This window comes from Micromonospora sp. NPDC048843, from assembly GCF_040649965.1.
Taxonomy (GTDB): Bacteria; Actinomycetota; Actinomycetes; order Mycobacteriales; family Micromonosporaceae; genus Micromonospora; species Micromonospora hortensis.
Genome location: NZ_JBEZGJ010000037.1, coordinates 1 through 14,407, shown reverse-complemented (window position 1 = coordinate 14,407; position 14,407 = coordinate 1). Strand labels below are relative to the sequence as shown.

At 67.0% G+C, this 14,407-nt stretch carries 12 protein-coding genes and 1 pseudogene; 7 read left to right on the top strand and 6 right to left on the bottom strand.

What is annotated here, in order from left to right; translation table 11 throughout:
• Positions 1–518: 518 nt before the first annotated feature.
• From AB0C20_RS12005 to AB0C20_RS11990, 4 genes are all read right to left on the bottom strand, one after another.
• A complete protein-coding gene (locus AB0C20_RS12005; protein WP_357567910.1) occupies positions 519–1,055 on the bottom strand; it encodes a helix-turn-helix domain-containing protein in 537 nt (178 codons plus the stop codon).
• Between the two features lie 369 nt (positions 1,056–1,424).
• Positions 1,425–1,949, bottom strand: coding sequence for a hypothetical protein (locus AB0C20_RS12000; RefSeq protein WP_357567909.1), 525 nt, complete (start codon positions 1,947–1,949; stop codon positions 1,425–1,427).
• Between the two features lie 322 nt (positions 1,950–2,271).
• The gene (locus AB0C20_RS11995; protein WP_357567908.1) at positions 2,272–2,577 is read right to left on the bottom strand and encodes a hypothetical protein; all 306 of its coding nucleotides are present in this window, start codon (positions 2,575–2,577) and stop codon (positions 2,272–2,274) included.
• Positions 2,574–2,999, bottom strand: coding sequence for a hypothetical protein (locus AB0C20_RS11990; protein ID WP_357567906.1), 426 nt, complete (start codon positions 2,997–2,999; stop codon positions 2,574–2,576). The genes AB0C20_RS11995 and AB0C20_RS11990 overlap by 4 nt, the downstream gene beginning before the upstream one ends.
• 587 nt (positions 3,000–3,586) lie before the next feature.
• On the opposite strand from AB0C20_RS11990, the gene AB0C20_RS11985 reads away from it, so the two are divergent.
• The gene (locus AB0C20_RS11985) at positions 3,587–3,967 is read left to right on the top strand and encodes an Lsr2 family protein (protein ID WP_357567905.1); all 381 of its coding nucleotides are present in this window, start codon (positions 3,587–3,589) and stop codon (positions 3,965–3,967) included.
• Positions 3,968–4,835: 868 nt separating this feature from the next.
• On the opposite strand, the gene AB0C20_RS11980 is transcribed toward AB0C20_RS11985, so the two are convergent.
• Entirely contained in the window at positions 4,836–5,609 is a 774-nt protein-coding gene (locus AB0C20_RS11980) for a hypothetical protein (protein ID WP_357567904.1), read from the bottom strand.
• A gap of 449 nt (positions 5,610–6,058) precedes the next feature.
• Here AB0C20_RS11980 and AB0C20_RS11975 point away from each other — a divergent pair, with 449 nt between their 5' ends.
• The gene (locus AB0C20_RS11975; protein ID WP_357567903.1) at positions 6,059–6,808 is read left to right on the top strand and encodes a hypothetical protein; all 750 of its coding nucleotides are present in this window, start codon (positions 6,059–6,061) and stop codon (positions 6,806–6,808) included.
• Between the two features lie 378 nt (positions 6,809–7,186).
• Here the strand turns inward: AB0C20_RS11975 and AB0C20_RS11970 are convergent, their stop codons facing one another.
• The gene (locus AB0C20_RS11970; protein ID WP_357567902.1) at positions 7,187–7,690 is read right to left on the bottom strand and encodes a topology modulation protein; all 504 of its coding nucleotides are present in this window, start codon (positions 7,688–7,690) and stop codon (positions 7,187–7,189) included.
• A 559-nt stretch (positions 7,691–8,249) separates the two neighbouring features.
• Here AB0C20_RS11970 and AB0C20_RS11965 point away from each other — a divergent pair.
• From AB0C20_RS11965 to AB0C20_RS11945, 5 genes and pseudogenes are all read left to right on the top strand, one after another.
• Positions 8,250–8,810 carry a hypothetical protein gene (locus AB0C20_RS11965; RefSeq protein ID WP_357567901.1) on the top strand — a complete coding sequence of 187 codons (561 nt, stop codon included), beginning with the start codon at positions 8,250–8,252 and terminating at the stop codon, positions 8,808–8,810.
• Between the two features lie 398 nt (positions 8,811–9,208).
• Positions 9,209–9,757 (top strand): hypothetical protein, encoded by a 549-nt coding sequence (locus tag AB0C20_RS11960; protein WP_357567900.1) that lies wholly within the window; start codon positions 9,209–9,211, stop codon positions 9,755–9,757.
• A gap of 94 nt (positions 9,758–9,851) precedes the next feature.
• Positions 9,852–10,991, top strand: a complete 1,140-nt coding sequence (locus AB0C20_RS11955) for a DUF932 domain-containing protein (protein ID WP_357567899.1) — start codon at positions 9,852–9,854, stop codon at positions 10,989–10,991.
• Between the two features lie 849 nt (positions 10,992–11,840).
• Positions 11,841–13,547, top strand: coding sequence for a ParB N-terminal domain-containing protein (locus tag AB0C20_RS11950; protein ID WP_357567898.1), 1,707 nt, complete (start codon positions 11,841–11,843; stop codon positions 13,545–13,547).
• Between the two features lie 478 nt (positions 13,548–14,025).
• A pseudogene (locus AB0C20_RS11945) lies at positions 14,026–14,407 on the top strand (hypothetical protein); the annotation flags it as partial.

The window sequence follows — 14,407 nt, the reverse complement described above, 5'->3', positions numbered from 1 at the left end:
CGGCGGCAGCTCAGCAGGCGGCAACTCCCCTCTGGTGCGCGCATACCAGCTGTAGTGCCGCCACCGGCCATGCTTGTTGGCCACGTCGACCTCGACCTCTGCGATGACGGTCGGCTGGACCGGCAGATGCCGCAAGGGACGGTGGTCTGTCGTCGGCGTAGACCCCGCCACGCTCCACCGCCGGGGGTCGTGCTGCCACGGCAATTGAACAAAAGTCGTGAGCTTGGTTGTCTTGGTGCCGATTGGTCGGGCCCGGGCCGGCAGCGCGGTGGGAGAGATGGGGTCGTCCTAGATGCTCGAGCTGGTGGCCGTACGTCTGGAAGCCGCCGGACCCGAAGCCGCTCGCCGGTTGATCTTCTCGGCCCCGGGCGTGGGCTCGGATGACGGCAGGCGCGTCGGCAGGATACCGAGCCTTGCTGGACGTCCCCGGTATCCGTCTGGTGATGTCGAGATGGTTGGCAGGGCAATGACGTCGAGGCGCGCCCCGGGACGTTCGTCGGCGGGGATGCTCTGATCGGTCATTCTGGGTATCCCCTCAGGACGTAGGTGATGTTGTTGCCGGGCCCGCCGCCTGGCTTAATCCTGAGCAGGCCACGGTCGGTCATCTGATGGACCTTCTTGTACACACACGACGCGGACAGGTTGGTTTCGGCAGCCAGCTGAGGCAGCGAGACGCGACGGCCGAAATTCTTGTCGGCGCCCGCGGCGATCGCCATGAGGATGATTTTGTAGTCAGGTGACAATCCCCGGCGGGTGAGCGCCCACCACACGAGCAGTGGGGGATGGTCGACATCAGTCAGGTCGATCGGGTCGCTCATCAGCAGGGTGATGATGTTGGGATGGCTGCTTGCGTCCAATTTCACCAGGCCACGACGAGACAGGCCGCGGATCACGGTCGACACCTGCCGTCGTGAGACTTCGGTGTCGGCGGCCAAGGTCGCCGGCAGTACCTGGCAGGTGCCGGTCTCATCGACGGCCCTGGCCAGCAGGTAGAGAATGACCGTTTCGACCGGTCTGAGCTGCCGGTGGCTAAGGGCCCACCGCACGGGGTGCACGTCTGCTCTCCTGGGGCTGTAGATGGTAATGCTGTGCTCGCCACTACCGCGGCCGCCCATGGCGCTGAGGGCTGCGAGCGCGGCACGCCGTGGTTGGCACGAGCGGCCTGAGATCGTCGTCGTGGGGCAGATCGGCGCGCCGCCTGTGGCAATCTCGCGGGCCGCCGAAGCATCCGAGCATCTAGGCAAGTACCGGTGCGCCGATGGTCGCTGCGGGATCGGGCAAAATCGTCGGCTCATTATCGAGAGGGGCAGCAGTCCATGGCAGGACCACAATGTCGAAGTTCTGTCGGAGTTCGACGTCGGCATCTGCCGACAATGTCGACGCTCGCAGAGCGAAAACGCGGTTCACCGCAGCTAACCTCGTCACTAGTGACCAGGCACGGTCATCTCGCGGCGCACTGAGTCGGCCCTGACCTTCTCGCAGATGCTCAGCAGATCGGGATGGTTGCGCAGCCTTGTGTATCCCTGGGGAGGATGAAACCCACCCAGCTCTGTCCTCAACTGCTCCAACGGCATTCCCGGGTACTCCGCGACACGCTGGATCGGGATAGCGAATGCTTGGTCCAGGTCCCGCACGTACTCAAAGACCGAGGCGCCGTTGCCGGCGCGAGTCCGCTCGGCGATCTCGGCGATCTGCTCCGGGGCATCCACAACGGCGGGCCCGAGGTCGATGACCGCGCCGAGCCGGCCCACCGGCCCAGTGAGGTAGACGTACCAGCGCACGGACTGGCCCGTCAGGAACCGGCGCCGGAATTCGTAGGTCTTCTCGCCGGCCCAGATCAGGTCGTAGTAAACAGGATTCAGCGACATGAGCACCGGCTCGCGGGTGTCCCTGAGGGGGCCGTCGTCGCCGAAGAGACTGGGCTGCGCGGGCTGGGGGAAGGCGCTCATTGTCACCCGACCCATACTGCGGTCGATGGTGGCCGTGGCGCTGCTGCCCGCCTCCGCCGGTGTGTCAGGGACTCCGCCTGAGTGAACACGTCGGCACGATTCGGTCTTGAGTCGTCCGCCCCCGTGTGCAGCTGCGCGGGCCGTTCGAAGCAGGCGCATTTCGAGAGCGCGAGCCGCCGCGCCCTACCGCCGTCACGGCCACCACCGCACCTAGACAGAATGCAGAATGAGCGATGCTGGCCGTACGCCGAACCTCAAACAGCCCGACAGCGGCTCCCTCCAACGACGAGCCGGCGCCCTGCATGTTCAGGCAAGGAGTGCGCTACTCGGCTGATTGCTCGGGCGCCAACGTCCAGCCGAACAGCGCAGCTTGCTGGCGCGCGTCCTCGCGGGCACTCGTCAAGGCGTCGATCAACGCACTCATGTCCTCGTCGGAGATCAGCGACCGACACGAAACCGCCATGTCGTAGTCGTCACCAGTCACACGGAACCAAAGGTTGGCGTGCGGAGTATCGCCACTCGGGTCGTTGAACGGCACGGCCTGTACCTCGAACGTAGGCCCATGACCCATGTCGACCGAAACCTTGTGCACCGGGTGCGTCTCGGGCGGCTCCCCCTCGGCGGTCACGCTCCACCGCCAGGCAGGCAGAGCCGGTAGTCGACTGAGTCCCCATTACCCCGCGTCGCCAGCAGCCCGGACTCCACCAGTTCGATCATGAAAACCGACATGGTCATCGCCGTGAAACGGTCGTACGTCAACGTCCACGGCTCCGGGTCATCGTCGTTGCGCATCGCATCCGACATCGGCCCCTCGTAGAAGCGGTTCGGCCAGAAGTCCAGAATCCGCCCCTTCTCATCGGCAGCAAGGGACAGCCCTTCTGCCAGCGGTTCCAGGAACAGGCGTCGCCGGTCGACGTGCTTGGACCGGCGCTGGTCCCATTCGTCATGCCCGACGAACCGGGTGCCCTTCAGGTAACCCCACCGATCCTTGTCGGTAACGATGTCGTCCGAGTTCACACGATCTCCTAAGAGGTTGGGGACAGCCTCCACGAGCCAGAGCTTGCGAGCGGGCCGCCAACGAAGCTTAGACGGCAGAATGCGAGACGTACGGTGGGACGCGCACCGCCCCGGAGCCGTTCACTCGCTCGACCCCGAACCCGGGCCACTGCCGCGAATTGCGAAGCCGCAGAGCCTTGCGGGTCTGCCCAACAGGCGGGGCTCGGCGCTCGACGACAGACCACCTATCACCGTCATCGACCTGAAAGAAGCAGTCGGACCCAACTCCTGAACCATTCGCCGCAGCCTCTTGGCTATCTCCGCCGCGGTGGCAAGGATGCTTTCGCGCGGCGCCGCCACGTGACCGCCAGGCAGGTCCTCCGAGACATCGAGCCGGCCCGTCGCCGGCGACTCCGCTCAGGACACCGGCGGAATCCCTCTCCTGCTCCACATGCAACGGCACACCTCCGTAATGGACGGTCACCGCGATGGCGCCGCGCTGCGCCCTCTCGGCACCGCCCACTCCCCGTCATCCAGGCGCTTCCGCAAACATTGCCAGTACACGAGGCCCCACTTTCGCAGCAGCGGCACGGGCGGTTACTGTTCAGTACACATACTGCAGAATTAGGAAGGATGTGGCGGTGGCTAAGCGAGTCATTCATCAGCTGGTCGACGACTTGGACGGCGGAAGCGCCGACGAAACCATCAAGTTCGCCCTCGACGGCGTTCAGTACGAGATCGACCTATCGGCCGCGAATGCCGCGAAGCTGCGCGACGCCTTCTCGCCGTACACGGCCCACGGCCTAAAGGTGGGACGAAGCGGCGTCGCACGGTCCTCGCGAGCCACCCACAGCGCGGCGAGTGGGGGCAGCTCACGAGGTGGCCGTACGGGCGGAGTCGCGAACCGGGATCAGAACAAGGCGATCAGGGACTGGGCCAAGAGGGTCGGCAAGGACATTTCGGATCGAGGCCGGATCCCTCGGGAAATTGTCGCCGAGTATGACGCGACGGCCGGACGCTGATCAGCTATTCAACGCTGCGTTGACTTTCCGTCCTGGGCAGGCGGGGTGAAAAGCACCGGCACATCTGCAGGTGGGGCGCGGCGGCGCCCGACCTCGCCGCCGCCCGCCTCACCGTGCTGCACGAGGTGCCACGTGACTCGCGGTGGCGATTTCTAGGGCGGCGTGCCACCCTGCTGTTCGCGCCACCGCCCTGCAGAGTGGGCGCGCAAGAGACGATCGACCATTGCTGCGGCCTCGTCCTTCGAGTCGTACGTCCAGCGCAGCATTTGCCCGGTTTCACTGTCTCCGGTACGAGCTACCACCTTCCATCGCGTCTGACGGATCAACCAAACATCGCGCCGAGCCAGGCGTCCCCAGACGCCGTTCCACCACCGCCTCGCTACCTCCTCCGCCACCACCGGATCGTACATGCGTTCGATGGCCGGACGTCAGATGAGCGGTCGGGTGGCGTTGGCCTCGCCGATTGCCCGTCTGCCGGTACGGCCCGGCCGCCTCGACCGGCACCGAAGGGTGACTCAGCACTGAGCCGGGCAAGACCGCTGGCGCAATTCGATCAGCCGGCTGCGACGTGCGAGCACATGCCGCGGGGTCGGTAACCGCCGGGCGCGTCTTGGCCGGCAGCGGCCCACAGACGCGCGGCCTTCCGGCAGGCTGCCCAGAGTGTGCCAGGCCAAGCCGGGATGCGCGGCCGGCAGCGCCGCCAGGCCGGCGCCTGCGAGGCCGCGCCGTTAGTAGCGGGGCAGCGAGAGTGGCTACTCGACCCATCCGAGGCGGCAGCGTCGGCAGATCCGGTAATCGACCTCGAACACCAAGTCGTCCCCGGCCTCCAGAAGCGGCAGCCCGTCGGGCAAGGCGCCCTCGGGTGCGCTCAGGCGTCATCGCCGGGGTATTCCCAAATGCCGATGACGGTGCGGCGTGTGCCGGCGTCAAGCATGGCCTGACTGCGGTGCCGCCCGTTAATGTAGGGACCGCCCTCGCCCCGTAGCGGCTGGATCGGATCGGTGAAGAGACTCGCCGCCGCCTCCATCGTCCACTCGTCGAGGCGATGCTCGTCGCTGAGCGTCCGCAACGCGTCAAGCAGGCGGTTTAGCTGGTCGTCCTCGCCGTCGTCGTCCGTGGGCCTGGCCTCGAAGCGCGCCAGTGCGCGGATCGCGGCCTCGGAAGCAGCACCCCAGTCGCCGTCGTGATAGGAGCAGCATCCGCGGACGCGGCGCCTCGGTGCCACTTGGCGGCCGACACGCCGCCACCACGGCGCCCCGGATGGCATGCAGGGCGGATCGCCGTGCAGATCGGGTCGAGGAAGGCCGAGCACTGCGGCGACTGCGTACCGCATCCGGCCCTCCTGCGGCCGCGCTGGCTCGATGTAGCCGTCTCCGCGCGACACGTCGACCGGACCACCGACAAGCACGCACAGCTCTGCCTCGCTCAGCCGCGGCCCCCACCTCGGCGCACCCACCGTGTGGGGGCCAACGGCGGTGAATCCATAGTGCATCAGTCCAAGGTCCTGGCTATCGAGCAGCTGGTGCGCGATGAAGATCGGCGGATCCTGCTCATCCGGGCAGTGCCGCTGCCAGACCGCCGCGACGAACCGCTCCGCCCCGTTCATCAAAGCCGCGCCCTCGCGGTCAGTCTGCGTCGCCACCGCGACTGGGCGTACACCGTTCCCGGCGAATATCTGGAGCCGGAAGCTTGAGTTCCCCACCCGGAACATGTGGTCGTCGACCGTACGGTCGCGGACACCCGCTTGCTCGCGTAGCAGGGGCAGGTCACGTATCGGGCCCTCAGGCGCCGCCGCTTGATGCATGTCCATAACGGTAGGCCGTCCCCTCGATGATCGGTCTCCATGCCGGCGCAGTCCGTGGGAACGTTGCACGGACAGGCATATCAGCCTCGGCGAGAGCACCGCTGGTGCCACACCTTGCGATCGCAGATTGGTTGTAGTCCGTTTCTGAGCGCATCGCGCGGAAGGCTGTCTGCCGGTGCCTGCTCTGGTAAGCAACGCGCCGGGCAGGGGGTGCGCCGAGACAGGGTCCCGAGCGCGTACCTTGCTGGCTGTCCGGCCGGTCGCCGGCGAGTGCGGGAGGGGCGACGATGAGCGAAATCGAAACCGAAACCATCGCGGGAGTGCCCGTTCACTACCACGGCGCGTACGAGCTAAGCGTCGAGAACGACTACGAGCAGATCCATCAAGATCAGAAGCATGACAACGAGCACCTAGAAGGGCTCGACCGCGAGCCGGGCACCACTACCGCGCTGTACGCCGTGGCCAGTGCTCGCTACCTGGCGGAGAAGTCCGGGACGTTGAGCGACGTGCTGCGCGAGCCGTACGCGCTACGGACCACTCGCGACGTCGAAGCGGTGGTGGCAGCACTGGGTCAACACATCGATGCCCTCGCTGGCGTCGCCGAGGGGCTGGGCGTATGGCTCGACGCCGCGCACCAGCGCGGCGAACTCGGCAGCGAACCGGACCCCGCCCGCGCGGAGCTCGACAAGGCCGCAGCCCTTCTGCGAGACGCCAGGCTGCCTTTGCACAAGGTGGCGGTGCCGGATGACCGTAGTCCTGCGCTCGACATGGACACACTGGTTGTGGGGGTCATCGAGCAACTACGATCCCGTGGCATCGAGGTCACCGAAGTGCACGTCCTGGATTCAGAGACCCGCTGGGAGTTGGGAGGGGACCGGCACCTGTCCCTGAGCAGCGAGGCCAGCTGGCAACTACTCTTTCCGACTGCAAGCGGGGCGAGTTGGACGCCTGTCTCGTTCGGGCTGTACTGCTGGTACGCGCACCCTGAGCAGATCGCCGAACTGGTCGTCAAGACTCTGGCCGACATGGAGGGGTGACGGAGGAACACAGCCTGGGCATAGGCGGCCAGCACCGCTGCTTGGCGCTGGCGCCGCTTACCTTCACGGCCGCCATCCACCGAAGGATCGGGCCTGGGATTGCGAGCACGCGGTCCGGCCCATACCGGCACCAGGCCGGTTTTGCTAGCCCCGCACCCGGCACCGCCGCGGTCGCGCCGATCGCGTCGGCCCTGCGCCGCATGCATGAATGAAACCTACCGAGCCGTCGGCCACCGTGGTCACTTCAGGTGCCGGAGGCCAGGCGCTGCCACGATCGAGACCTACTGGGCACATCCCGCGGGGCCGCCACCGACCACTGCGGCGCTCCGAGGCCGCGGCTGTGGTTCTGCAGACTGCGATCGCCATGGCGGCTCAGGGTCAATTGGCGGCGATGCTACCCAGGAATCGTCTGACCCGCCGTCGGCTGGTGAGAGTCACGCACTGTGCGTGCTGCCCGTGCTCGCGAACGACGGCGGCGATGCGCGGCCTCATCTTCCTGCGATAGCCGATGACGTATCGAATGAACGAGAGGGTGACGCGGTCGTAGACGCCATCAGGGTACTGGCCGCCGCGGTAGCGCCAGCGCCGCTGGACAATGCCCCAGAGGCAAGTCCAGGCGGGCACGTCGAGGAAGATGACCGTGTCTGCCCGATTCACTCGGATATACAGGGTCGAGGCATGATTGCCGTCAACGATCCATCGGTCGGCGGCGGCCAGCTCGCGCTGAATGGCGGCGAATTCGTCCTTGGTTTTTTCCTCCCAGTTTTCGTCGTAGTAGATGGCGTCGAGGTTGATGACCGGGAGATCGAGCAGGGCAGCGAGACGGTGAGCCAGAGCAGTTTTTCCGGCACCATCACAGCCAACAATGGCAATGCGGTTCATAGCCGGCGACGGTAGCGGCGACGTCCGGGCCGCAGGCGGAGACAGTCCGTTCATGTGGCGCTCTGGTTTCTCGCGTGGGCGAGGACGCCACCGACAACCAGCAGTTCCCCGCCGGCTTGGGCTGATGAGCCCGCAATCAGCCGAGACCGATAGAGCGGCGCTGCTCGCACGGGGGAACGAGCAGCGCCGTCCCATCGACGATACTTCACCTCCCGAACCACCGCAGCCCTCTAATGAAGCGATCAGTCCTGCACGAAGGCCCTCCGACCCCCAGCACCCCCGGCTTCTGCGGCAGCCAGCGAGGCCTGTCGGCGAACCACCAGCATGGTCCGTCACGCCCATCCGCTCCTTGAGCTGCATCCTGCGCCGGTGGTCCGTTCCCGTGACGGTCGTCGACCGACTGCTACCATCGGAAACTCTTCGGCCTCACACTGTGTTCGCGGCGTGAGGTTGGGAGCGTTGGTTGTTTCACGCGGCCGGGGGGTTGCCACTTCGTTCGTTCGCGGACGTTGTTCCCCCGGCCGTTCCAGCCGCTGGCCACTCGCGGGCAGGAACAGACATGGAGATCCGGTACATCGGTGGCCGCCCACACACCGACATTGCTGGCGCAGCCGAGCTGACCCGCCGGTCCGAGGCGACCGTCCGACTCAAGACATCGCCGAAGCAGCGAGAGCAGGGTTCCGGCTGGCCCGCGCCCGTTAAGCAGGACAAGAAGTCATGGTTTCCCGTCGATGAGCTGGAAAACGTCCGAGACATCCTCCTGCCGCAGATCGTCGAGGCGGGGCAAGCACGCGTTCACTGCGTCGACCTCGTCGGCGATCCAGAAGAACTGATCTCCGCGACTGAGTTTCGGAAGATCCTCGGCATCAGCCAAGGGACCTGGGACTACTACGTCGGCCTCAGCAGGGCGGCGTGGGACCGCGGCGAGGATGGCTACCTTCCGCGGTTTGACGTCGAAGAGCCGGCCCCCGCACAGGGGATGACCCGATACTGGAAACGCCGCCGAGCGCAGGCGTGGATCAACAGTAGGACGGGGAAGGTTCAGCGCCCCGAGGGGTACGGAGCAAGCCAGTCCTCAGGGCCGGAAGCAGCGGCGTCCGCCCCTACTTCCGGCCACTAGCCCCGGACGCAGCCCTCGTCGTCTCTGCGGCTCGAATCGGCCTCCGGCCGATGGCCTCCCGCCGGGTCAGCGTCCCGCCGCTGAACCGCGGCGCCTCGCCGGCGAGGCAGGCTCCGGGATGAGTCAGGGCAGCGTCGATTCTTCCCGGCGGCCTGCCCCAAGGGACAACCATGTTCGGGGGTGAGTCGCAAACCCACACCCCGGGCTTGCGACTCACCCCCGAACATGGTGGATCGAAGATCAGGCCGCCGGGAAGAATCTTCAACTTCGCGCACGGATGCGCGAAACGCGCCCCAAGACGACCACCCGAATAACACGGACCTTGGACATCATGTATCATTAAATAGACGGGCCAAGAAAACCCGTCGCGCCGAATTTGCCCAAAAGAAAGATGACCCATGAAGCTCGTGCACGTCCAGTTTCCACGCCGCCAACCCGAGGCGCACCGCACCGACTGTACAAAACTCCACACTAAGCGTTATCGGCGATCAACGATCATTCAGAACACCTACGACGTGGCCACTCGCCGGGGCCTGATCCTTGCCCTTTACCCGGAGACGGAGCCCACTAACTGGGACCAACATATCGACTCCCTTGACTTCATCTGCTGGTGCATGTGCGTCGTGCGAAGCGAGCCCTACACGAAAGTGCAGTTGATGGCGCTCGGGCGTTACAGCCTCCACAGCAGCCTGGCTGACGTACTACGCCACCTCGCTCTCAGCCAAATGCGCAGCGGCGAATTGGCGGACCTAGCCGCAGATGCCAACGACACCATGCTCATCGAAGTCCTTGAGGCTATACAGGCGGCAACCGCAACGCTGCAGCAGGCGCAGAAGCAGCTCATTCCGGACCACCCGCGAACGCCCTCGCCACCCGCTGCCACGTCAACCGAGCGCAATGCCCCCGCTACCCAAAATCCCTCTCATGAGAACGGTTCCGACCGCTAGACACGAAACGTCTAATCATGTATCATTAAATACATGAGGGAGGGGCGGCAACCCCCGACCGAATGCCAACGATTCCCGACCGAAGGAAATCACCGTGAGCGGAACGCTCAGCACCATTCCCCTGACCGCCCGGCACGCCAGCCTGGCAGATCTGACCGCCATTCTCAACGCGCAGCACAGCCACAAGCTCGACATCGTCGCCGGCACCGGAATGCTGCGCGCCGAAGCCGGCCAACTGCGCATCACGGGCGCAGAGCCGATCCTCACCGACACGGGCGTCACCCCCTCCGACGGGCTCTACCTGCCCACCGAAATCGGCGACGCTGGAATCGGCGAAAAGCTCGGCATCCCCACCGCCTACCTGCGCAAGACCCGCACCCAGGCCCTGCACCTCTACGACGCCAACGTCAACGGCTGGCTTGATCTCCAGCACGGGAAGCGATACCTCGCCCGCTGCCTGTCCGACGGCAACGGCGGCGGAATCCTCCGCGCCTTCCTCAGCGACGGGTACAAGATCATTGACCACCTCGACGTGCTGATGTCGGTGCTGTCCGGCATCCGCGAGTCCGGGTTGCGGGTGGAGCTCGCGTGCGACCTGAGCGAGCGGCGCATGGTCGTTCGGGTCCACTCCGAGGCCATCAGGTCTCTCGCCCCCACCCTGCTGCGCAACTACCGCAGCCCTTTCACCGGGGCAACGGGCGCGGACAACCCGACCGTCTTCGCCGGGCTCGTCTTCACCAACAGCGAAACCGGCTCCGGCGCGATGACCGTAACCCCGCGCATCGTCGTCCAGGTGTGCGACAACGGCGTCACCATCACCAAGGACGCGCTGCGCTCCGTGCATCTGGGCGCGAAGATGGACGAGGGCACGATCCGGTGGAGCAACGACACCCACGAGGCAAACCTCAGTCTCATCGGCAAGCAGGCCCGCGACGCCGTGCGCCGCTTCCTCGACGTCCGCTACGTCCGCAGCAAGATCGAGGAGCTTGAAGAGAAGGCGGGTCGGCGGATTCCCGACCCCGACACCACCATTCGGGTCGTCGGGCAGCGGCTGCGGTTCACCGAGGATGAGCAGCGGCTGATCCTCAACCACTTCATCGACGGCGGGGACCGCACCGCCGGAGGGATGTTGCACGCGGTCACCAGCGCGGCGCAGACGCTCAGCGACCCCGATGCTGCGTTCGACATGGAGAGCGTCGGCGTACGCGCCATGGAGATCGCGGCCACGGTCTGACCGGCCCCGCCGGGTGCCGCTCCGCCGGCACCCGGCCCCCGGCCCCGGCCGCGCCAGCTCATCGCCGGCTCGTTTGTGATCTCGGGTCCGCAGCCGTGCGCGGGTCCTACGCGTGCCGCCTCGTAATGTCCTTCCACCCTTGATGGAGCAACCATGCCTATGTTCATCGGGCTGCCTCACGGTGTGTCGCTACCCCGCAACCTCCCCGAGCCCGACGCTCGGCACCTCGTATCCGTTCTCGCCCGCACCTTCCATTGGACCGGCCCCCTGTTCGGCCGCGCCGAGGTTGAGGCATACCTCCAGGCCCAAGCCGACGACCCAGCCAGCCTCCCCAGCCCGGCGCTGAGCGACGACGACTGGCAGCGCGTACAGGCGACTGCCGCGTGGAGGAGTCTTCCCGCCGCTGCCCACCGTGCGATCGCCACGGCGGACATCATCGGTTGCGCCCTTCGGCAAGCCGGCCGGTGTTGCGCTGACTGCGACACCCCCATTTCCGGTCCGCCGACCGCCAACTGGGGTCTATGCCCGATCTGCTTGAACCGCGCGGAGATCACCGATCTGCAGTGTCGGCCGTGTCCGGCAGGCGACGGCGCGAGCCCGCACCGCTGGGATGACAGCACATGCGCTGGCTGCACGATGCCGACCCCGCCCAGCCGCCCGCACCTCACCGCCCTGCCTACAGCGGCCTGACCGATCGAACGCCGTTCCTTGGCAACTCCACAGCGCTCGGCGCGCAGCCCGCCACCGCCGCTACCGACAACAATCCCGCAAGCCCCGGCGCGCTCTGGACGGCAACCCCAGACGCGACCGGACAACCAACACACCCACAGCCCGAAGGGAGCACGAACCGTGCTTACGGAAACCGCACCCGCACAGCAGCTCGCCCCACCGGTTGAGACCGAGGCCCCGAACGACCCCCAAGACGCCGCACCCCTGACCGAAGCCGACGGAGCAACCGCTACCGATGTGGGCGTCGAGGAAGCCGACGAGGCCCAGGAAGCCCCCGCGCTGCCCGGCCGGCACTGCATGGTCCGGGTCAAGAACATCCAGCCGAACCCCGGCAACGCCCGCGATGATGCGCAGGCCCTGCCCGGCATCGTGCAGAACCTGCACCAGGACGGCGTTCGCGGCCTCCTCTCACCCCTCATCGTCGTCCCGCTCGGACCGGACGAGGACGGCCCGTATCTGATCATCGACGGCGAGCAGCGCTACTGGTCCGCCGTCGAGGCGAACCAGGAATGGATCCCGGTCATCGTGCGCGAGGACCTGGCCGCGAACCGCGAGCAGATCATCAGCATGCTCCGGCAGGTCCACCGCACGGAACTCACCGCCACCCAGCAGGCGAGAGCCATCGAACAACTCGCCCTCGACGGCATGAACGACGAGGACATCGCCGAGCGGACCGGCTACCAACCGGAGCAAATCAAGGCCGGCCGGCAACTCGCCACCTTGGACAAGCGCACCGCCGCGCGCACGCACACCCTCGGGCTCGACCTCACCCAGGTCGCCGCACTCGCCGAATTCGCCGACGAACCCGATCGCGTCGAAGCCCTGCTCAAGGAGGCCGAAGAAGGTCCATTCGCGTTCGCCCGCGCAGTGGAGCACTATCGCGGCACCCGCGCCGCCATCGCCGCAGAGGCGGCCCGCCGCGCCGACCTCGTCACCGCCGGGGTGACGCTGCTGTCCGAACACCCTCGCTACAACGACCCCAAGATCAAGGATGTTACCGACCTGCGCGACGCGGAAGGCAACCGCGTCGACGCCGAGGCGCACAGCAACTGCCCCGGACACGCTGTGCGGCTGTTCCTCGCCTACGACGACCGACTGTCGGAGACGAGCTACTGCGCCGACTGGCGCAAGTACGGCCATGCCCTTCCCGCCCACGCTGTCACCTCCACTCGCAGCGGTCCCATGACCGAGGAGGAGAAGGCGGAACGGCGGCTGGTCATCGGGAACAACAAGGCCATGGAGATCGCCAACACGGTCCGCCGCGAATGGTTGGCCACGTTCCTGACCGCCAAGACCCCACCCAAGGGCACGGCGAAGCTGATCGCGGAGATGCTGGCCGACTCCGGTTACATCCTCTCGACCTGGGTCAACGGCGGCCGGAAAATGCTCGACGACCTTCTGTCGCCCGGCAAGGCCAAGCGGCCCGGCACCAAGCGCGTTCCCGCGCGGGGCGTCAGCGACGGCCGCTACTCCGTCATCTCCCTCGCGGCCATCGCCGCCGCCAACGAAAGCTGCATCACCCGATCCTCGTGGCGGGCACCCGACCCGGCAGTCGGCAAGTGGTTGCAGTGGTGCGTCGCTAACGGCTTCCAGGTCGGCGAGGTCGAACAGCTCATCATCGACGCCAGCGCCAGCCGCACGAAGCAGCGCGCCGGCCTCAGCGTCGTCGCCACCCCAGAGCCCGACGAACTGCTGATCGGAGACGACGCCGACACCATCGACAGCAGCACCAGCGCGGACGGGCCGGACGAGGGGCCGACCCGCGCCCTCCGGGACGACAGCGACGAGCCCTCGGGCTCCGAGGTGGAAAGCACGCTCGCCGCCTAAGCCTGCCGGTCGGGGGTCATAACAGGCCCCCGGCCGGCACGGCCACCAAGGCCGCGACAGCCCTGCCCCGCCCCTGGTTGCTCTCCGGCCAGCACCGCTAGACCTCACGCGCGGTGCCGGAGCCGGGGCGCATCGAGCGCCCCGGCTCCGACGAGGGGCGCTCACGCGCCGCCCCCTCGCCTCCCCCGGCTCGGCGCTCACCCGCCGTCCGACCGGCACTCAATGCCCACGTGGCCCGAGGCCACGCCCCGAACGGACCGCCATGCCCTCGCAAGTCCCACCCTCCCACCCAAGACCGGGCAGCTCTGCCGACCATCTGCACGTTGTCCAATACTCCGGAGGCATCGCAAGCTGGGCCGCCGCGCAACGCGTCGCCGCCCAACACGGCACCGACCGACTGGTCTTACTCTTCGCTGACGTCCTCACCGAAGACCCCGACCTGTATCGCTGGCTGAACGACAGCAGCGCACAACTCGGCGTGCCCATCACACGCGTCGCTGACGGCCGCACCCCCTGGCAGCTCTTCCAGGACGTGCGCTACCTCGGCAACAGCCGCATCGCCCCCTGCACGCTCGCACTGAAAATCCGACCCTGCCGGCAGTGGCTCGACACCCACGCAGACCCCGACTCCACCACCCTGCACATCGGACTCGACGCCTCACCCCGCGACCGGCGCCGCTCCCCCGCCATCGCCGCCGGCTGGAAACCCTGGTCGACCAACTTCCCCCTGCTCGACCCGCCGCACCTCGGCAAAGACGACCTGCTCGCCTGGGCCCGTCAACTCGGACTACGCCCACCGCGGCTGTACGACCTCGGCCTACCGCACAACAACTGCGGCGGAGCCTGCGTCCGGGCCGGTA